This is a genomic window from Pseudomonas sp. MF06569 (assembly GCF_059862735.1).
Window position 1 is genome coordinate 66,563 of record NZ_JCBCUZ010000008.1, and the last position, 18,402, is coordinate 84,964.

The 18,402-nt window shown below is 58.9% G+C and carries 14 protein-coding genes; 2 read left to right on the forward strand and 12 right to left on the reverse strand.

The features are described from left to right. Nucleotides 1-228: 228 nt before the first annotated feature. Nucleotides 229-1,524 (reverse strand): OprD family porin, encoded by a 1,296-nt coding sequence (locus AC19YQ_RS10475; protein WP_445261360.1) that lies wholly within the window; start codon nucleotides 1,522-1,524, stop codon nucleotides 229-231. A gap of 236 nt (nucleotides 1,525-1,760) precedes the next feature. Here AC19YQ_RS10475 and AC19YQ_RS10480 point away from each other — a divergent pair, with 236 nt between their 5' ends. Further along, on the forward strand, nucleotides 1,761-2,843 hold the full coding sequence (locus AC19YQ_RS10480; RefSeq protein WP_339474160.1) for an AI-2E family transporter: 1,083 nt from the start codon (nucleotides 1,761-1,763) through the stop codon (nucleotides 2,841-2,843). On the opposite strand, the gene AC19YQ_RS10485 is transcribed toward AC19YQ_RS10480, so the two are convergent. After that, nucleotides 2,840-4,957, reverse strand: coding sequence for a TonB-dependent receptor family protein (locus AC19YQ_RS10485; RefSeq protein ID WP_500595078.1), 2,118 nt, complete (start codon nucleotides 4,955-4,957; stop codon nucleotides 2,840-2,842). The two genes, AC19YQ_RS10480 and AC19YQ_RS10485, sit on opposite strands and share 4 nt — an antisense overlap. Nucleotides 4,958-6,059: 1,102 nt before the next feature. Here AC19YQ_RS10485 and AC19YQ_RS10490 point away from each other — a divergent pair. After that, nucleotides 6,060-6,329 carry a short-chain dehydrogenase gene (locus AC19YQ_RS10490; protein ID WP_500595079.1) on the forward strand — a complete coding sequence of 90 codons (270 nt, stop codon included), beginning with the start codon at nucleotides 6,060-6,062 and terminating at the stop codon, nucleotides 6,327-6,329. Nucleotides 6,330-6,980: 651 nt separating this feature from the next. Here AC19YQ_RS10490 and AC19YQ_RS10495 read toward each other — a convergent pair. From AC19YQ_RS10495 to nuoG, 10 genes are all read right to left on the reverse strand, one after another. Then, on the reverse strand, nucleotides 6,981-7,409 hold the full coding sequence (locus AC19YQ_RS10495) for a DUF4304 domain-containing protein (protein ID WP_500595080.1): 429 nt from the start codon (nucleotides 7,407-7,409) through the stop codon (nucleotides 6,981-6,983). 94 nt (nucleotides 7,410-7,503) lie between these two features. Continuing rightward, nucleotides 7,504-8,109 (reverse strand): hypothetical protein, encoded by a 606-nt coding sequence (locus AC19YQ_RS10500; protein WP_500595081.1) that lies wholly within the window; start codon nucleotides 8,107-8,109, stop codon nucleotides 7,504-7,506. 241 nt (nucleotides 8,110-8,350) lie between these two features. Then, nucleotides 8,351-9,820, reverse strand: coding sequence for an NADH-quinone oxidoreductase subunit NuoN (nuoN, locus tag AC19YQ_RS10505; protein WP_046809322.1), 1,470 nt, complete (start codon nucleotides 9,818-9,820; stop codon nucleotides 8,351-8,353). A 7-nt stretch (nucleotides 9,821-9,827) separates the two neighbouring features. Beyond that, the gene (gene nuoM / locus AC19YQ_RS10510; protein WP_339474152.1) at nucleotides 9,828-11,360 is read right to left on the reverse strand and encodes an NADH-quinone oxidoreductase subunit M; all 1,533 of its coding nucleotides are present in this window, start codon (nucleotides 11,358-11,360) and stop codon (nucleotides 9,828-9,830) included. A 38-nt stretch (nucleotides 11,361-11,398) separates the two neighbouring features. Further along, on the reverse strand, nucleotides 11,399-13,252 hold the full coding sequence (gene nuoL / locus AC19YQ_RS10515) for an NADH-quinone oxidoreductase subunit L (protein ID WP_500595082.1): 1,854 nt from the start codon (nucleotides 13,250-13,252) through the stop codon (nucleotides 11,399-11,401). Next, complete coding sequence (gene nuoK, locus AC19YQ_RS10520; protein ID WP_019412103.1) at nucleotides 13,249-13,557, reverse strand: NADH-quinone oxidoreductase subunit NuoK; 309 nt, start codon at nucleotides 13,555-13,557, stop codon at nucleotides 13,249-13,251. The genes nuoL and nuoK overlap by 4 nt, the downstream gene beginning before the upstream one ends. 1 nt (nucleotide 13,558) lies before the next feature. Further along, nucleotides 13,559-14,062: an NADH-quinone oxidoreductase subunit J gene (nuoJ, locus tag AC19YQ_RS10525; protein WP_019828520.1), complete on the reverse strand. Its 504-nt coding sequence runs from the start codon at nucleotides 14,060-14,062 to the stop codon at nucleotides 13,559-13,561. Between the two features lie 9 nt (nucleotides 14,063-14,071). After that, nucleotides 14,072-14,620, reverse strand: a complete 549-nt coding sequence (nuoI, locus tag AC19YQ_RS10530; RefSeq protein WP_016780194.1) for an NADH-quinone oxidoreductase subunit NuoI — start codon at nucleotides 14,618-14,620, stop codon at nucleotides 14,072-14,074. Nucleotides 14,621-14,632: 12 nt separating this feature from the next. Continuing rightward, the gene (gene nuoH / locus AC19YQ_RS10535; RefSeq protein ID WP_019828518.1) at nucleotides 14,633-15,640 is read right to left on the reverse strand and encodes an NADH-quinone oxidoreductase subunit NuoH; all 1,008 of its coding nucleotides are present in this window, start codon (nucleotides 15,638-15,640) and stop codon (nucleotides 14,633-14,635) included. After that, a complete protein-coding gene (nuoG, locus tag AC19YQ_RS10540; RefSeq protein WP_500595083.1) occupies nucleotides 15,637-18,351 on the reverse strand; it encodes an NADH-quinone oxidoreductase subunit NuoG in 2,715 nt (904 codons plus the stop codon). Before nuoG ends, nuoH begins: the two co-directional genes overlap by 4 nt. Between the last annotated feature and the right edge of the window lie 51 nt (nucleotides 18,352-18,402).

An 18,402-nucleotide genomic window follows, 5' to 3' on the forward strand; every position in this document is an offset into this window, starting at 1 on the left:
TATTTCTTGTTATTGTCATCTGTTGTCGTATGACTTGGCTTGGATTATTCACAGCCATTGTGGTGGTTGTCAATGCCGAATCCGTACTTGTAACAGCTAAGGTTTTACGCGTGGGGGAGCGTCCCATACCTGTGGGAGCTGGCTTGCCGGCGATGCAGACACCACGGTGTGGCGCGTTGCACAGATGCCATCGCGAGCAAGCCCGCGCCCACAGATCAAGAAGGGCGCTTACAACAACGACAGCGGATAGCTGATGAAGATGCGGTTTTCGTCGAATTCGTGCGCGCTGTAATCGCGACGGATGCTCGCGTTGCGCCAGCGCAGGTTCAGGTCCTTGAACGTGCCGCTTTGCACGGTGTAGGCCAGTTCCGATTCGCGGCCCCATTCCTTGCCATCCGTAATGGCGCCGGTGTGGATGTTATCGCCGCTGATATAGCGGTTCATCATCGTCAGGCCGGGGACGCCAAGCACTGCAAAATCCAGGTCGTGGCGCAGTTGCCAGGAGCGTTCCTTGGCGTTGTCGTAGCTGGAGTTGTAGCTGTCGTTGGCCAATGTGCCGCCGCTGGTGCCGTTGACGCGGAACCAGCCATCGTCGCCGCTGATTTTCTGCAGGCCTACATAGAGGGTGTTGCCTTTGTACTTGGCCGAAAGCAGGGCGTAGGCGGTTTTGTTGTCCAGATCGCCAGCCAGTTTGTTGCCGTCTTCCTTGCCCCAGAAATAGCCAAGGTTGGCGCCCAGGGTCACATCGCCGATGGGCTGGGTGTGCAGGACGTTCAGGAATTGCTGCTGATAGATGTCTTCCAGCTGGGCGTACCACACGCCGACCTGAGTGCGCTTGTCGTTGAAGCTGTAATCACCACCGGCAAAGTTGAAACGGTCGGAGGTAAAGGCGCCTTTACCGTTGAGCGACATTTCTTCCATGCTGGCATCGTTACGCGGACTGTTGGCACGGAACTGACCGCCATAGAGATTCAGCCCGGCGATTTCTTTTGACGTAATCTGGCCGCCACGGAAGGTTTGCGGCAGGGAGCGCCCGTCATCCGAACGCAGGATTGGCAATACAGGCATCCACTCGCCGATTTTAAGCTCCGTGCTGGATATTTTGGCCTTGGCTGCCACGCCCAGGCGGCCGAAGTTATCGGCGGGCTCGCCATCGCTATGGGTCGGCAGCAGTTGTGTACCGACTGTGCCTTTACCGCCATCGAGCTTCTGAGAGTAGAGCCCCAGCACATCGACCCCGAAACCGACCGTGCCTTGGGTAAAGCCGGACTTGACGTCGAGAATGAAGTTTTGCGTCCACTCTTCGGCTTTGCTTTGCGGATAGTTGGGGTTGGTGTAATTGCGGTTGATATAGGCGTTGCGCAGGGTCAGGGTGGCCTTGGTGTCGTCCACGAAGCCCTCTGCCATGCCCGTTAACGGCAAGGCCAGGCCCATGCTGCCGAGGCCGAGCAGCGCAAGGGAGCGGGTACTTTTGGCGTTTATCGAGCGGGTGAGAAGCGAGAGGGCGCAGGTAGGTGAAATCATCCGTAGAGCTCCTTGATCATTATTATTTTTGTTATCTGTTGTCATACAACTGGACGGATTTTTTACAGAGTGCGCACAGGGTTGTCAATGCTGCGTGATGTCGTTTTCATGGCTGCTGGCGCAAGTCGCGGGGTTGAGCTTGAGTGATGAAGGGGCAGTGCTTCTTATCGCAGCCGGTGTCAGGGGCTACACTGCGTCTATTCCAAGCATTCGCGGCCTACTGACATGGATGACACATGAACGAAACAAGTCTTCAACGCAAAACCCTGCTCCTGTTGCTGGCCTTGGTCACGATTGCCTTCATCTGGATTTTACTGCCGTTTTACGGGGCGATTTTTTGGGCTGTGGCCCTGGGGATCCTGTTCGCACCGTTGCAACGCAAGTTGCTGCTCAAGATGCGGGGACGCCGCAATCTGGCAACGTTCACCACGTTGGGTGCGTGTACGGTGATCGCGATCATACCGGTGGTCATCACCACGGCCTTGCTGGTGCAAGAAGTGGCCACTCTCTACAAGGACGTTGAGAGCGGCAAGATCAACGTCGCCAGTTATGTCATGCAGTTCAAGGACATCTTGCCGCCCACGGCGCAGGACTGGCTTGATCGTTTCGGCCTGGGCAGCATTGACGGTCTCAGTGAAAAAATCTCCAAGGGCGTACTCGAAGGCAGCCAGTTTTTTGCCACTCAGGTCTTCAGTTTTGGCCAAAGTACCTTTGATCTGGTGGTGAGCTTTTTCATCATGCTGTACCTGCTGTACTTCTTTATTCGTGATGGCCAGCAAATGGTGCGCAACATTCGCAACGCGGTACCGCTGGCGGAACAGCAAAAACGCCTGTTGCAACTCAAGCTGCGCCGAGTGGTACGGGCTTCGGTCAAAGGCAACCTGGCCGTGGCGATCACCCAGGGCGCGCTGGGTGGCGTGATCTTCTGGGTGCTGGGTATTCACAGCGCGTTGTTCTGGGCGGTACTGATGATGTTCCTGTCTTTACTGCCAGCCGTAGGCGCCGGGATCGTCTGGGCGCCGGTCGCGGTTTACTTTGTAGTGACCGGTGCGGTCTGGGAAGGGGTGGTGCTGGCGCTGTACGGGGTATTCGTGATCGGCATGGTGGACAACGTGCTGCGCCCGATCCTGGTGGGTAAAGACACCAAAATGCCGGACTTCCTGATCCTGATTTCGACCCTGGGCGGCATGGCGATCTTTGGCCTCAATGGCTTTGTGATCGGGCCGTTGATCGCCGCCCTGTTCCTGTCCAGCTGGGGATTGTTCAGCGGCACCCGCCGCAAGGTGCGGTTGCCTGCCGATATCCAGACGGAGGATTAACGCAAGCTGTAGGAAACCCCTATGTAGGCGCCCATGCCTTCCCCAGGCGTGGAGCGTGCCGCATCCAGGCCTTTGTCGTCATAGCCGGGGGTAATGGTGGCGGCGTAGCGCTCACCGGTGAGGTTGCGCAGGTCGAGCCAGGTTTGCCAGTCCTGCTTGGGGGAGTTGTAGCCCAGCGTTGCGCCAAACAGCATGTACGACGACGCGTAGTACGAGTTGGCGTAATCCACCGCCATCCGCGAAGCCACCTGGGTGTTTACCCCGGCATAGAAGCCTTGCGGGTGGTCATAGCGGACTTCGGCCTGGTAGTAGTGTTGTGGGATGCCCGGCAATTTGTTATCGCCAAAGCGGTCGTCATCACGGTAGTGGAAGTCGCTGAACGTGTAGGCCTGACGCAGGGATACTTTGCCTGCGGCTCGACCTTCCCACAGGAGGCTGTTGAGGCCTGCTTCGATGCCTTGGTGCACGGTTGGGCTGGCGTTGGATTCGCCCACAATCGGTCCCAGGTTTTGCGTCGCTGCTTGCAACTCAACGGTCAACAGCTCATGGCGCACGGCCGAGTAATACCAGGCCAGATCCCACTGGCCGAGCCATGACTCGCCACGGGTGCCCAGTTCCAGGGTTGTGGCGGTCTGGTTTTGCAGGTCGATAGGTGTGCTTTGGCGGCCGGTTGCCGCACCGCTGCCAACCGGGAACACATAAGGGGAACTCCAGATCATCGACCAAGGGTGCGGTGGTTCGACCGAGCGACTCAGGTTGGCGTATACCTGCAGGTTCGGGTTGAACTCATAGCGCAGGCCGACGCGCGGGGCGTAGTCCCAGTCATGCTGGCTGACCTTGCCACCGCTCTCGGGGTAGCTCACATCGCTCTCGCGGCGGGTATAGATCAACGCCATGCCGGTGGTCAGCCACAGGTCAGGCATCAGCTCCAGATCATTGCTGGCGTGCAGCACGCTGTCCGAACCCTGGTAGCTGAAGTCGCGCATCTTGGTGCCGGGTGCGTAAGTCGCCGTATTGCCTCGAGGGATGCGTACATATTCCGACGCACCGCTGTTAGGCAGGTGCTTGGTGTTGCGCAGGCCCACAGTGGTGTTGCTTTCAAGCCCGAACAGGGTGTCGCTACGCTTGTAGTTCAGCGTGCCGCTGACATCGGTGTAGGCAACTTTCAGGCGATTGGGGCCTTCGCGCAGATCCATCGGGTAGTCGTGATAGACCAGGCCCACTTCCAGTTGCGAATCGTCATCCAGGTACATCGTGGTCTTGTTGCCCAGCCAGGTACTGCCGGGTTGCGGGCGGGTGTAGTCACCGCTGACGTAGGCCGGGTTGGCTGCCCGGGGATGATGCTTGATGCTGTCTTTGGTCACGCGCCCGGCCAGTTCGTTATCGGTTTCGCGATAGCGCAGGTAGAAGCGGGTTTCCAGTTGCGGGCTGAAGCGATAGCCGACGTTGGCGGCAATGCCTTTGCTGCTGCCCTGGGTGTGGTCCTGATAGCCGTCGGTGTTGGAATCTGTGAGGGAGACGTAGTAGTCCAGATCCCCCAGCACCTGCCCGGAGCTGATCTGGCGTTTCTGATAGCCGTAGCTGCCGGCTTCATAGCGCACTTGCAAGGGCGCCGCATCGTACCCGGTATGGGTGACATAGTTGATCGACCCGCCCAGGGCCAGCGAGCCGGTCTCGAAACCGTTGGCGCCGCGCAGCACTTCGGCGCGGCTTAGCCACAAGGGTTCAAACAGTTCATAGGGCGTACCGCCGGGGCCGGTCAGCGGTAATCCGTCGAACATGACATACAGGCCTGAACCGTGGGCGCTGGGCGCGCGGTTGATACCCGAGCCGCGTACCGAGACCTTGGCCCCGTCATTGCCCGCTGATTGCGCATAGATACCCGGTTGATAGGCCAGCACATCGGCATTGCTGGCAGTGCGGCCGTTTTCGACGCGGGTCATGTCGATCAGGTTGCTGGCGCCGGGTATTTGCTCAAGTGCGGCCTTTGCGGCCTCAAGCTCACTGCTTTCTTCGCTGCGTACCTGAACCTCGCCCAGTTCCAGGGCACTGCCATAGGCGGGGGCGCTGCAGATCAGCGCCAAGGGTAAAAGTGAAGAAAGAGCAGAGCGCATTAATGAAGCTTCCAGGTCGATGGGCGGGCGGCGCGCCAGCCTATACAAGCCGAGAATCACTCGCAACGTGCGGGCAGCATAAATTGAGTGGGAGCGGGCTTGCTCGCGATGTGTTTCACGCCGATTCTATTGATCTCAAGCATCTGGCCACTGTTGCCGCTCATTTGCTGCGTGATGGTTGCGGTCTTCTTGATATCACTTGGTTAACTGATGTGTTGAGTACATATCCGGCATCAGGTCTAACTGGACTATTGGTTTCGCTCTTACAGCGAGTCCCTTTTTGAGGGACCAAAAAGGAACCAAAAAGTCCTCGCCCCAGCGTACGGCCTTCGCTTCGCTCAGGTTCCCTCGTTCCGGTCCCGCTCCGTGGGCCCGCCGTGACGGGCCATCCCTGGCCCAACACGGCTATCCCGGCATCCATGCCGGAATGCCCACTGCGCAGAACCTCCTCTCGGCCTCCCGAAGGGGCGGGCAGATCAAAAGCATTTCGCGCCGAGGCGGCCGACCGGCCGGCCTGGTTGGTGTAAGTGTGCGCTGCTCAATCTGTAGTCGCTGACGAGCCGTGCGAGGCTGCGTCCGGCTGCGTAGCAGTCGTAAAACCAGACACAGCGGTCGTTCAGGTAAACCCCGGACTCAGATTTTACGGTCGCTTCGCAACCGGACGCAGCCTTCGTTCCTCGTCAGCGGCTACAGGGTTTTGCGCAAGGTTCTGTGACGCATTCTTACCGTTACACCGCTCCGTCTGTATTGCAGGCAATTGAGTGGGAGCGGGCTTGCTCGCGATGCTACAAGCTCACGTTTTTTCGGGATTTTTCGCACAGGGTTGGCAATTGCTGGGGGCTTGGTGCGGGGCCTATAGTCGGTGCTCGCCGATAAGGCGAACGGATTTGGCGATCCGGAGTAACTTTAAATAAGTACATAATTGCTATATACGGTTGAGCGTGTATTTTGCTCGCAATGTTTTATGGCAGCTGTACGTGGGAGATCTTCGGGTCTGCCGGGTTTTCTTAAAGTTACCGGTTCGCCAACCCGCGTACAGCGGCCACCTTTTTTGTTTGGCGACAAAAACGGATGGCTAAATCCAACTTTAAGAGACTTACATATGACGAATTCACCGTACATTCCGCTTACCGCCATTGACTGCACCATCCCCGCCTTGCTGATCGACCGCAACGCCCCACTCGATGTACTCCATGCCAACGCAGTCGCCCGCGTTCTGGCTGTAACTCAACTGATGGAATCGTTCTCCAGCCGCGAAGTACAGCAGGCCGATGCCGTTGATCTCAAGCATCTGGCCACTGTCGCCGCTCATTTACTGCGTGATGGTTGTGACCTGCTGGATGTGCTGGGCTGGCGGTTGCGGCCTGCTTGATCTTGTTTGTTTAACTGGCACGTTGAGTACATATCCGGCATCTAGGTCTAACCGGACTATGGGTTTCGCTCTTACAGCGAGTCCCTTTTTGAAGGACCAAAAAGGAACCAAAAAGTCCTCGCCCCATCGTACGGCCTTCGCTTCGCTCAGGTTCCCTCGCTCCGGCTCTGCTCCGTGGGCACGCCGCCACGGGCCATCCATGGCCCATCGCGGCTCTCCCGGCATCCATGCCGGGAGACCCACTGCGCAGAACCTCCTCTCGGCCTCCCGGGAGGGCGGGCAGATCAAAAACACTGCGCCACGAGGCGGCCGACCGGCCGGCCTGTTTGGTGTAAGTGTGCGCTGCTCAATCTGTAGTCGCTGACGAGCCGTGCGAGGCTGCGTCCGGCTGCGTAGCAGTCGTAAAACCAGACACAGCGGTCGTTCAGGTAAACCCCGGACTCAGATTTTACGGTCGCTTCGCAACCGGACGCAGCCTTCGTTCCTCGTCAGCGGCTACAGGGGTCTGCTTGATATCGCTTGTTTAACGGAAATATCGGTTTCGCCCTTGCGGCAGATCACTTTTCCAGACGCCCAAAAAGTCCCCCAAAAAGCGTTCCCCTGTGTATCACCGCACGTCACGTCTGAGAAACTCATCCCGGGTCGAAAGGCTTACGAGGTTGAGTTGTCACAGAGCGGGCCTTTGGCCCAATGCTCAGTCGCTTCAGCGCTCAGGTAAGGCAGTACCTCCCGGGCCGTATCTTCGAATCGGGTAGTGCGGGTGCCTTTATCGTCATATCTGAACCAGTGGTCTCCTTCCATGGCCGCGCCCAACCGAATGCGTTTATTGGGATGCAGGTGCGTGGCGACCACTTTTGCCGCGGGGATCTGCTCGCCCCAATGCAGGGTGACTCCCTCAGTCGGACTGACAGCGACTTCAATGACAAAACCGCCTCCATGTTTATCAAACTGAAACGTTAGCAGGTCAATTTGCTGTCCCGTGTTACGGCGAAAGTGAGGAAAAGATCCCTTGAACCCCATGCTGCGAAGTACCGGGACGACATGTTCTTTTAATGCGGCATCAATTTTCTCGCGTTCCATGGCATGACTCCATTTGGCAGGCAGTTATTCGGTAAGACATGCGCAGGTGCCAGTCGAACAGCATTGCCGTTGTTCGGGCATGGCAGGTTTTTACTCAGCAGTTGAATACTGGCGCATAGCGTTCTTCACGTTTTTTAAAGTGGATGGGTGCCATGGGCACTTTTTCACCATTCACGTAAATATCCGGGAAGGTGAGTGTGAAGTCATCCATGTCGCCCTTGCCCAGTGGCGTTCCCTTACGGCTGCTGCTGGTGTGTTCCTGCGGGTCAAAGCCGGTTTCCAATTGATCGATACTGACTTGATAGGTTTCACCCGTCGCCAGCGTTACGCTCACCCTGGGGGAGGCGGCACTCACCCACAGAGGCGGGTCGGTTTGTTTGTAGGCTGCTCGGCGTTGATCCGGGGTGTTCAGGTTGCGCAAGCGTGGAGGTATGTAGAGTCGGCCAAATAGCCGAAGCTCGGTATCAACTGAGCGCAGGTTACCCGGCCAGCTCGATGTGCCCGGCGGCGCTACATAGACCAGTACATGCACCCAATTGAGTTCTTCCGAGAGGGGGGCAAAGCTCATCGCTGCTTCCGGACCAGGGCAGGTGCGATGAAGCACGGCGTTTTTACCCGTTGCGGATTCCGGATACAGATAGGGCCCCGTGCTGCATCCTGCGAGCAATGCCATGAGCGGATAGAGGACGTATTTCTTCATTGGGGGGCCAACTCCATTTGCGGTATTGCCGACTATGTCATCTCTGCGATGGCTTCTCATCAGTTCTGTTTCGGGATCTGCTGGCCATCCTGGGCCTGCAGACGGTGCGCACAGATCAAAAGCAATGCGTGTCGAGGCAGCCTGTTTTCGTGTTGACGACCCGTAGCCGGCGGCTACAAATCCAACAAAAAACCCCGTGAAGGCCGGGCCTTCACGGGGTTTCGGGTACAGCGCTTAACGCTTAGCCAGCAAAGCTCAGCGCCGCGTGTTGCACCAGTTCCAGCATTGGCTGCGGGTATACACCCAGGAAGAACACCATGACCGAAACCGCCAGCAACATGACGCCACCGGCTTTTTGTTCCCAGTTCAGCGGAGCATCGTGGCGATGCAGTTTCGGCTCGACCAGGTACAGGGTCACCATCACACGCAGGTAGTAGAACACGCCAATGGCGCTACCCAGGATCAGGGAACCGACCAGCCACCATTGGTGAGCTTCAACGCCCGTGGCAATGATGTAGAACTTGCCGATAAAGCCCGCAGTCAGCGGAATGCCCGCCAGCGACAGCATCATCACGGTCATGACCGCCGTCAGGTACGGACGGCGCCAGAACAGGCCGCGATACTCGTACAGGGCGTCTGCGTCACGGCCTTTGTACGGCGAGGACATAAGGGTAATGACACCGAATGCACCCAGGCTGGTCAGCACGTAGGTGATCAGGTAAACACCGATCGCTTCCATGGCCATGCCCTTGCTCGCCACCAGGGCGATCAGCAGGTAGCCGAAGTGGGCGATGGACGAGTAACCCAGCAGTCGCTTGAGGTTGTTTTGGGTCAGGGCCAGCAAGTTACCGAACAGGATCGAGGCAATCGCGATCACGGTCAGTACATCGCTCATCACACCGGTAGTCGCCGAAGGTGTGATCTGGAACAGACGCACCATCACGGCAAACACGGCCACTTTCGACGCGGTAGCCAGGAAGGCGGCGACCGGAGCCGGGGCACCTTCGTACACGTCTGGCGTCCAGAGGTGGAAAGGAACCAGGGACAGTTTGAATGCCAGACCCACCAGCATCATGCCCAGACCCAGTTGTGCCAGCGGCGCAGGTACGCCAGTGGCTGCCAGGGCCAGACCAATGCCGCTGAAGCTCAGGCTGCCGGCTTCGGCGTACAGCAAGGCCATGCCGAACAACAGGAACGCGGAACCGGCTGCCGACAGCACCATGTACTTGATGCCGGCTTCCAGGGAGCGCTTGTTGAAGAAGGCATACGCCACCAGGCCGTAAACCGGTACCGAGAGCAGTTCCAGACCGATAAACAGGCCCGCCAGGTGTTGTGCGCTGACCAGCACGATACCGCCGGTCGCAGCCAGCAGCATCAGCAGGTAAAGCTCTTCACGGTTGCCCGGGTAGCCCGTGCCGCCTTCGCCCAGATAGGCGTGAGCCAGGGTGACGCAGGCCAGGGTCGCGGCCAGGATCAGCCCGATATACAGAAAGGCGAAGTTGTCCATCATCAACAGCGGGGTGACAGCCAGTGGAGCAACTTTCAACGCCGGGAAGATCGACAACAGGGCCAGGTTAAGACCCGCCACCGAAAGCAGGAAGGTCTGTGAGTGGTTGCGGCGCCACGCGATTGCCAGCATCACCACAACAACGGTGAGGCTGGTAATCAGCAGTGGAGCAAGCGCGATAAAGTGTTGGATCGTGAATTCCATAGCGCTCTTACCGGGCCGAAGCGAGTTGAGTGAAGGCGGTGCCGAGCCATTGCTGCACGCCATGCATGGTGGCAGCCGAGGTATCGAGGAACGGTTGTGGGTACACGCCGATGAAAATCAGCAATACCGCCAGACCGAGCACCATGATCAGTTCACGTGCATCCATGCCGGCCAGTACAGCGTCGGACTTGGACGGGCCGAAATAGGCACGGTGAATCATGATCAGCGAGTAGACCGAACCAAATACCAGACCGGTCGTTGCAATGGCCGTGATCCATGGGAAGCTGGCGAACGAGCCAATCAGGATCAGGAACTCACCCACAAAGTTACCGGTACCCGGCAAGCCCAGGGACGCTGCCGCGAAGAACAGGCTGATGGCGGGCAGGTAAGCGATCTTGGACCACAAACCACCCATCTCACGCATGTCACGGGTATGCAGACGCTCGTACAGTTGACCGCTGAGGATAAACAGCGCGGCAGCCGAAACACCGTGGGCCAGCATCTGGATCACGGCGCCTTGCAGGGCCAGCTGGCTGCCGGAGTAGATACCGATCAGTACGAAGCCCATGTGCGAAACACTGGAGAACGCGATCAGACGCTTGATGTCGGTTTGTGCGAAGGCCAGGAATGCACCGTAGAAAATCCCGATCAGGCCCAGGGCCATGGCAATCGGCGCAAACTCGGCCGAAGCATTCGGGAACAGCGGCAAGGCGAAACGCAGCAGACCATACGCAGCGGTCTTCAACAGGATACCGGCCAGATCGACCGAACCTGCGGTAGGTGCCTGTGCGTGAGCATCCGGCAGCCAGGAGTGGAACGGTACAACCGGCAGCTTCACGGCAAAGGCAATGAAGAAGCCCAGCATCAGGATGTACTCAGTGGTGAGCGACATCTTGGTTTTCAGCAACTCGGCGTAGCTGAAGGTAATCACGCCGGTGTTGTTGAAGTTGACCAGCACCAGACCCAGGATCGCCACCAGCATGATCAGGCCGGAAGCCTGAGTGAAGATGAAGAACTTGGTCGCGGCGTAGATACGGGTTTTCTTGCCGTCCGATGAGCTATGACCCCAGAGCGCGATGAGGAAGTACATCGGCACCAGCATCATTTCCCAGAAGAAGAAGAACATGAACAGGTCGATGGCGAGGAACACGCCAACCACGCCGCCCAGGATCCACATCAGGTTCAGGTGGAAGAAGCCCACGTGACGCTGAATTTCTTTCCAGGAACACAGAACCGACAGCACACCGAGCAAGCCGGTCAGCAGGATCATCAGCAGCGACAGGCCGTCCAGCGCCAGGTGCACGCTGATACCGAAGCGTGCAATCCAGGTGTGCTGGAACTCAAGGGCCCAGGTCGGATCGGCGCCAGGCGCCGGTGCAAATGAGTAGTTCCCCTGGGACCACAGCCAAAGGCCGAGGGCAAGCTCAAGGGACATGGTCAGCAATGCAATCCAGCGGGGCAGGGTGGAGCCGAAACGCTCACCCAGCCAGCACAGGAGGCCGCCGATAAAGGGGATCAGGATTAGCCAAGGCAGAATCATGACGGGCTCAATTCCTTTCGCAAAGTCGAAGGTTCATATCAGACCGCTACCAACACGATGGCGCCCATGACCAGTACAGCACCGGCGGCCATGGATGCAGCGTACCAACGCAGTTGACCGGTTTCGCTGCGGCTCAGGGCGTTATGCCCGGCCTTGGCCATCTTCGGGATCAAACCAATGGTCTGGTCCAGAGGATCTTTGGCCAGCAAGCGGCAGATCAACAGGTACGGTTTGACGAACAGTTTGTCGTACAGCCAGTCGAAGCCCCAGGCAGCGAACCACCAGGCCGACAGGAAGCGACCGATGCCGCTGTTGGCGACTGCGGTTACAAAGCGACGCTTGCCCAGGTACAGCAGGGCGGCGAGCAGGATACCGGCCAGGGCGATGGCGCCCGAGGCGATTTCCAGGCTGTGCTTGGCTTCACCGCCAGCATGGCCAACGCTTTGTGGCAGTACACCGGCCAGTGGCGGGGTGATCATGGCGCCGATGAAGGTCGACAGTACGATCAGTACGCTCAATGGCAGCCAGTAGGTTACGCCGTGGCCCGCATGCGCTTCAGTCTTGGCTTCACCGTGGAACGTGACGAAGATCAGGCGGAAGGTGTACAGCGAGGTCATGAACGCACCGATCAGACCGGCATACAACAGTTCGTTGTTACCGCTGGCGAAGGCTTCCCAGAGGATTTCGTCCTTGGAGTAGAAACCGGCCGTCAGCAATGGCAAGGCAGACAGCGCCGCGCCACCGACGATAAAGCTGGCGTAGGCCAGAGGCAGTTTTTTCCACAGGCCGCCCATCTTAAAGATGTTCTGCTCGTGATGGCAGGCAACGATCACCGCACCCGATGCAAGGAACAACAGCGCCTTGAAGAAGGCGTGGGTCATCAGGTGGAAGATCGCGCCGTCCCAGGCACCTACGCCCAATGCCAGGAACATGTAGCCGATCTGGCTCATGGTCGAGTAGGCAAGGATACGTTTGATGTCGGTTTGTACCAGTGCAGCAAAACCGGCCAGGACCAGGGTCACACCGCCGACGATGCCGACCAGGTGCAGCACTTCAGGCGCCAGGGTGAACAGACCGTGGGTACGGGCAATCAGGTACACACCGGCCGTTACCATGGTTGCGGCGTGGATCAGGGCCGACACCGGGGTAGGACCGGCCATGGCGTCTGCCAGCCAGGTTTGAAGCGGCAGTTGCGCAGATTTACCGACAGCGCCACCCAGCAGCATCAGGGTCGCCAGTACGATCCAGAAATCACCGGCCTGGAACTTCTGAGGTGCCAGAACCAGCAGTTCCTGAATATTCAGCGTGCCCAGTTGCTGGAACAGGATGAACAGGCCGATGGCCAGGAACACGTCGCCGACGCGGGTCACGATAAAGGCTTTGAGTGCGGCGTTACCGTTGTTGCGGTTGCTGTAGTAGAAACCGATCAACAGATACGAGCACAGGCCCACGCCTTCCCAGCCGAAGTACACGAACAACAGGTTATCGGCCAGGATCAGGAACAGCATGCTGGCGATAAACAGGTTGGTGTAGGCAAAGAAACGCGAGTAGCCGTTTTCGCCGCGCATGTACCACGAAGCAAACACGTGAATCAGGAAGCCCACGCCAACCACCACGCCGAGCATGGTGACCGACAGGCCGTCCAGGTGCAGGGCGAAGTTGGGCTTGAAGCCTTCCACCGACATCCACTGCCACAGCACTTGCGTGTACTCGCCGCCGGGTGGCGGTGCGACGTTGAATTGCCAGATCACATACGCGGCCACGATGGCCGACAGGCCAATGGAGCCAACGCCGATCAAGGCCGAGAGGTTTTCGCTGAAGCGTCCACGGGAGAACGACAGCAGCAAAAAGCCGATCAGGGGGAATACGAAAGTCAGAAAGAGAAGGTTCATCCGCGCATCTCACTGGCAGCATCGATATCAAGCGTATGGAAGCGGCGATACAGCTGCAGCAGGATCGCCAGGCCAATACTGGCCTCAGCGGCTGCCAGGGTGATCACCAGGATGAACATCACTTGTCCATCCGGCTGCGCCCAGCGTGCACCGGCAACGATGAAGGCCAGTGCAGCGGCGTTCATCATGATTTCCAGACTCATCAATACGAAGAGAATGTTGCGACGTACCATCAGGCCGACCAGACCGAGGCAGAACAGGATGCCCGCTACCGCGAGACCATGTTCGAGAGGTATTCCTGGCATGTTATTGCTCCTTCGCCTCAGTGCGGCCCAAGTGGAACGCCGTCACAGCTGCAGCAAGCAGCAGCATCGAGGCGAGTTCGACCACCAGCAGATACGGGCCGAACAGGCTGATGCCCACGGCTTTGGCATCAATGGTGGTTTGACCGATTGCCGCACCGCTCTGGTGAGCGAACAGCACGTACAGCAATTGGGCCAGCAGGATGGCCGACAAAATGCTCGGCCCGATCCAGATGCCCGGCTTGAGCCAATGGCGTTCTTGCGTCACCGAGGCAGGGCCCTGGTTGAGCATCATCACCACGAACACAAACAGCACCATGATGGCACCGGCGTAGGCGATCACTTCGAGCACACCGGCAAAGGGTGCACCGAGGCTAAAGAACGTCATCGCCACGGCAATCAGCGAAATAATCAGGTAGAGCAGGGCGTGCACAGGGTTGGTGTTGGTGATCACGCGTAGCGTGGACACGACAGCGACACCCGATGCGAAATAGAAAGCGAATTCCATCGTTCTTCCTTAAGGCAGCAAGCTCTTCACGTTGATCGGCTCGGCTTCGTTCTGGGCAGCGCCTTTCGGCTTGCCCTCAACGGCCATACCCGCAACACGATAGAAGTTGTAATCAGGGTTCTTACCGGGACCGGAGATCAGCAGATCTTCTTTCTCGTACACCAGATCCTGACGTTTGAACTCGGCCATCTCGAAATCCGGTGTCAGCTGGATCGCGGTGGTCGGGCAGGCTTCCTCACACAGGCCGCAAAAAATGCAGCGTGAGAAGTTGATGCGGAAGAACTCCGGGTACCAACGACCATCTTCGGTTTCGGCTTTTTGCAGCGAGATGCAGCCTACCGGGCACGCGACGGCGCACAGGTTACAGGCTACACAACGCTCTTCGCCGTCCGGGTCGCGGGTCAGGACAATCCGGCCACGGTAGCGCGGTGGCAGGTAGACCGGTTCTTCCGGGTATTGCAGCGTGTCACGCTTGCGGAAGGCATGGCCAAACACCATCACCAAGCTGCGAAGCTGGGTGTAGGTGCCATGCACGATGTCAAACAGGTACTTGAACATGGGTCTCTATCCTCACTGAACCGCGCCGGCAGGCGTGTTCAACAACACGACTGCGGCGGTCACCAGCAAATTGATCAGGGTCAGCGGCAGGCAGAACTTCCAGCTGAAGTCCATCACTTGGTCATACCGTGGGCGCGGAATAGAAGCGCGCAACAGGATGAAGATCATGATGAAAAACGCGGTCTTCAGGGCGAACCAGATAAACGGGATCTGCGGCAGGATGCCGAAAGGCCCGTGCCAGCCACCGAAGAACAAAGTCACCAGCAACGCCGAGATCAACACGATCCCGATGTATTCACCAACGAAGAACATGCCCCATTTCATGCCGGCGTATTCAATGTGGTAACCATCGGCCAGTTCCTGTTCTGCTTCTGGCTGGTCGAAGGGGTGACGGTGAGTCACGGCCACGCCTGCGATGAAGAAGGTCAGGAAACCGAAGATCTGCGGAATGATGAACCACAGGTTCTGCGCTTGGTATTCAACGATGTCGCGCATGTTGAACGAGCCAACCTGCACCACGATGCCCATCAGCGCCAGGCCCATGAACACTTCGTAGGAAACCGTCTGTGCCGAGGCGCGCAAGGCACCCAGCAGCGCGAACTTGTTGTTGCTCGACCAGCCTGCAAACAACACCGCATAGACCGACAGGCCGGCCATCGCGAAGAAGAACAGGATACCGACGTTCAGATCCGCCACGCCCCAGGTCGGGGTGATCGGGATAATCGCGAAGGCGATCAGCAAGGCGCTCATGGCCACAACCGGTGCCAGGGTGAAGATCACCTTGTCGGCAAACGGTGGGGTCCAGTCTTCCTTGAAGAACATCTTGATCATGTCGGCGGCGATCTGGAACGCGCCGAACGGGCCCACGCGGTTCGGACCGTAACGGTCTTGCCACAAGGCCAGCAGGCGACGCTCGACCCAGCTGAGCAGCGCGCCGCACACCACAACGGCGAGCAGGATGACCACGGCTTTGAGCACCGAGATAATCACGTCGATCACTTCAGGGGTGAACCAGGTCATTGGGCTGCCTCCTGCAAACCGTCAACGGTAAGGCCAAAGATCGCAGGCGGGATACCGGCGAGGCCTGCTGGCAATGCCACCAGACCTGAACCCAGCTCTTCATTGATACGCAGCGGCAGACGCAGGGTCACGCCGGCAACGTTCAGGCTGAGCAGCGCGCCATCATTGACACCCAGACGGTCGGCTTCGGATTTGGCCAGTGCGATGTAGGCAGCCGGAATGCGTTCTTGAACCGGCGCGGCTTTGGAAGAGTTCTCTTCGCTGCCCAGCAGGTGGAAGAACGGCACGACTTGCCAGGTGCCACGTGCCGGGTTGAATGCGCCCGGGATGTTGGCGAACCAGCTCAGCGAATCACCTGTGCTTTCGATCAGGCGGGTGCCCGGGTCGCCAGCGCGGATATGACCACCCACTTCGTCCTGGAACTTGTTCCACGCTTGTGGCGAGTTCCAGCCCGGCGACCAGGCGAACGGCACTTGCTGGCGCGGTTCGACGGAGCCCGAGTAACCTTCCATGGAGAAGGCGAACGCGGTATCCGGGTCTTGCGGGGTACGAGGTTCGTGCACGCTGATGTTGGCACGCATGGCGGTACGGCCGCTGTAGCGCAGCGGTTCGCGAGCCAGTTTCATGCCCTTGATGCGGAACGCAGCAGACGGCGCGGCATCAACGATGCGGGCCAGTGCCGGTGTGCTTGCAGCAGTGGCTTGCGTGACGTGGTCGAGCAAGGTCCAGTCAACCGGCTTGTTCAGCAGGGTGCTGCGCAGGGCATGCAACCAGCGCCAGCCTTCGTGAACCAGGATGTTGGCGTCCAGATAAGTCGGGTCGAACACCTGGAAGAAGCGCTGGGCGCGGCCTTCCTGGCTGACCAGAGTACCGTCGCCTTCAGCGAAGCTGGCTGCCGGCAGTACCAGATCGGCACGGTCGGTGGTCGCAGTCTTCTGGTGGTCGGCAACGATCACCACTTTGGCAGCGTCCAGCGCGGCGTTGACCTTGACGGCGTCGACGCGGGTGAACAGGTCGTTTTCCAGTACCACGATGGCGTCGGCTTTACCGTCGATCACCGCTTGCAGGGCTGCGTCTACCGAATCGCCGCCCAGCATGGCCAGGCCGAGGCTGTTGGCTTCCGGCACGACGAGGCTGATGGAACCGGCTTTTTCGCGCAGGTGCAGGGCTTTGGCGATGTTGCCTGCGGCTTCGATCAGGGCCTTGGAGCCCAGGGAAGTACCGGCAATGATCAGTGGGCGTTTGGCCGCGAGCAGGGCGTCGGCGATGCGCTTGGCCAGCTCCAGTGCCTCAGCGTCCAGGCCGGCAACGGCAGGGGCGCTGGCATCGATGGCGTGAGCCACGGCGAAACCGATACGGGCCAGGTCATCCGGCGCAGCGTGTACGCATTCTTCAGCCACGTCATCGAGCTTGGTTTCAGCCAGGCTTGCGATAAACAGCGGGTTCAGCGCGTGCTGGCCGATGTTTTTCACGGCAGCATCGAGCCACGGCTGAACGCGCATGGCGTCGGCCATGTCCTCAGCCTTGCCCTTGACCGATTGACGCAGCGACAGCGCCATGCGGGCGGCGGTCTGGGTCAGGTCTTCGCCGAGGACGAAAATGGCGTCGTGATCTTCGATCTCGCGCATGTTCGGCACTGGCAGCGGGCTGTCTTTCAATACTTGCAGCACCAGGCGGATGCGCTCCAGCTCACCGGCTTCGATGCCCGAGTAGAAGTGCTCGGCGCCGACCAGTTCGCGCAACGCGTAGTTGCTTTCGAGGCTGGCCCGTGGCGAACCGATACCGACAATGTTGCGACCGCGCAGCAGGTCAGCGGCTTTATCCAGCGCGTTGTCCAGGCTTAGCTTGGTGCCGTCGGCCAGCAGTGGCTGACGTGGACGATCGGTGCGGTTGACGTAGCCATAGCCGAAACGGCCACGGTCACACAGGAAGTACTGGTTGACCGAACCGTTGAAGCGGTTTTCGATGCGACGCAGTTCGCCATAACGCTCGCCCGGGCTGATGTTGCAGCCGCTGGAGCAACCGTGGCAGATGCTCGGTGCAAACTGCATGTCCCACTTGCGGTTGTAGCGCTCGGAGTGGGTTTTGTCGGTGAACACACCGGTCGGGCAGACTTCGGTGAGGTTGCCCGAGAACTCGCTTTCGAGCACGCCGTCTTCAACGCGACCGAAGTACACGTTGTCGTGGGCACCGAATACGCCCAGGTCAGTGCCGCCAGCGTAGTCTTTATAGAAGCGTACACAGCGATAGCAGGCGATGCAGCGGTTCATCTCGTGAGAAATGAACGGGCCCAGTTGCTGGTTCTGGTGGGTACGCTTGGTGAAGCGATAACGGCGCTCGTTGTGGCCGGTCATCACGGTCATGTCTTGCAGGTGACAGTGACCGCCTTCTTCGCACACCGGGCAGTCGTGCGGGTGGTTGGTCATCAGCCATTCAACAACGCTGGCGCGAAACACTTTCGCCTCTTCGTCGTCGATGGAGATCCAGCTACCGTCGGTGGCCGGGGTCATGCATGACATGACGATACGACCACGCTTGTCGTTCTCGTCGGTGTACTGCTTGACGGCGCATTGGCGGCAAGCGCCAACACTGCCCAGGGCAGGGTGCCAGCAGAAATACGGGATATCGAGGCCCAGCGACAGACACGCCTGTAACAGGTTGTCTGCCCCATCGATTTCGAGATCTTTGCCGTCTACGTGGATAGTGGCCATTGTTCAAAGGTCTTCGTTGGCCCGGTGTCAGCGGGCGTGGCTAATGGAATC

Coding starts and splice junctions, on each gene's coding strand:
- AC19YQ_RS10500 (WP_500595081.1), bottom strand. CDS start 8,109: ATGAAGAAATACGTCCTCTATCCGCTCATGGCATTGCTCGCAGGATGC.
- AC19YQ_RS10485 (WP_500595078.1), bottom strand. CDS start 4,957: ATGCGCTCTGCTCTTTCTTCACTTTTACCCTTGGCGCTGATCTGCAGC.
- AC19YQ_RS10475 (WP_445261360.1), bottom strand. CDS start 1,524: ATGATTTCACCTACCTGCGCCCTCTCGCTTCTCACCCGCTCGATAAAC.
- AC19YQ_RS10495 (WP_500595080.1), bottom strand. CDS start 7,409: ATGGAACGCGAGAAAATTGATGCCGCATTAAAAGAACATGTCGTCCCG.
- nuoM (WP_339474152.1), bottom strand. CDS start 11,360: ATGATTCTGCCTTGGCTAATCCTGATCCCCTTTATCGGCGGCCTCCTG.
- AC19YQ_RS10490 (WP_500595079.1), top strand. CDS start 6,060: ATGACGAATTCACCGTACATTCCGCTTACCGCCATTGACTGCACCATC.
- nuoN (WP_046809322.1), bottom strand. CDS start 9,820: ATGGAATTCACGATCCAACACTTTATCGCGCTTGCTCCACTGCTGATT.
- AC19YQ_RS10480 (WP_339474160.1), top strand. CDS start 1,761: ATGAACGAAACAAGTCTTCAACGCAAAACCCTGCTCCTGTTGCTGGCC.
- nuoI (WP_016780194.1), bottom strand. CDS start 14,620: ATGTTCAAGTACCTGTTTGACATCGTGCATGGCACCTACACCCAGCTT.
- nuoK (WP_019412103.1), bottom strand. CDS start 13,557: ATGCCAGGAATACCTCTCGAACATGGTCTCGCGGTAGCGGGCATCCTG.
- nuoL (WP_500595082.1), bottom strand. CDS start 13,252: ATGAACCTTCTCTTTCTGACTTTCGTATTCCCCCTGATCGGCTTTTTG.
- nuoG (WP_500595083.1), bottom strand. CDS start 18,351: ATGGCCACTATCCACGTAGACGGCAAAGATCTCGAAATCGATGGGGCA.
- nuoJ (WP_019828520.1), bottom strand. CDS start 14,062: ATGGAATTCGCTTTCTATTTCGCATCGGGTGTCGCTGTCGTGTCCACG.
- nuoH (WP_019828518.1), bottom strand. CDS start 15,640: ATGACCTGGTTCACCCCTGAAGTGATCGACGTGATTATCTCGGTGCTC.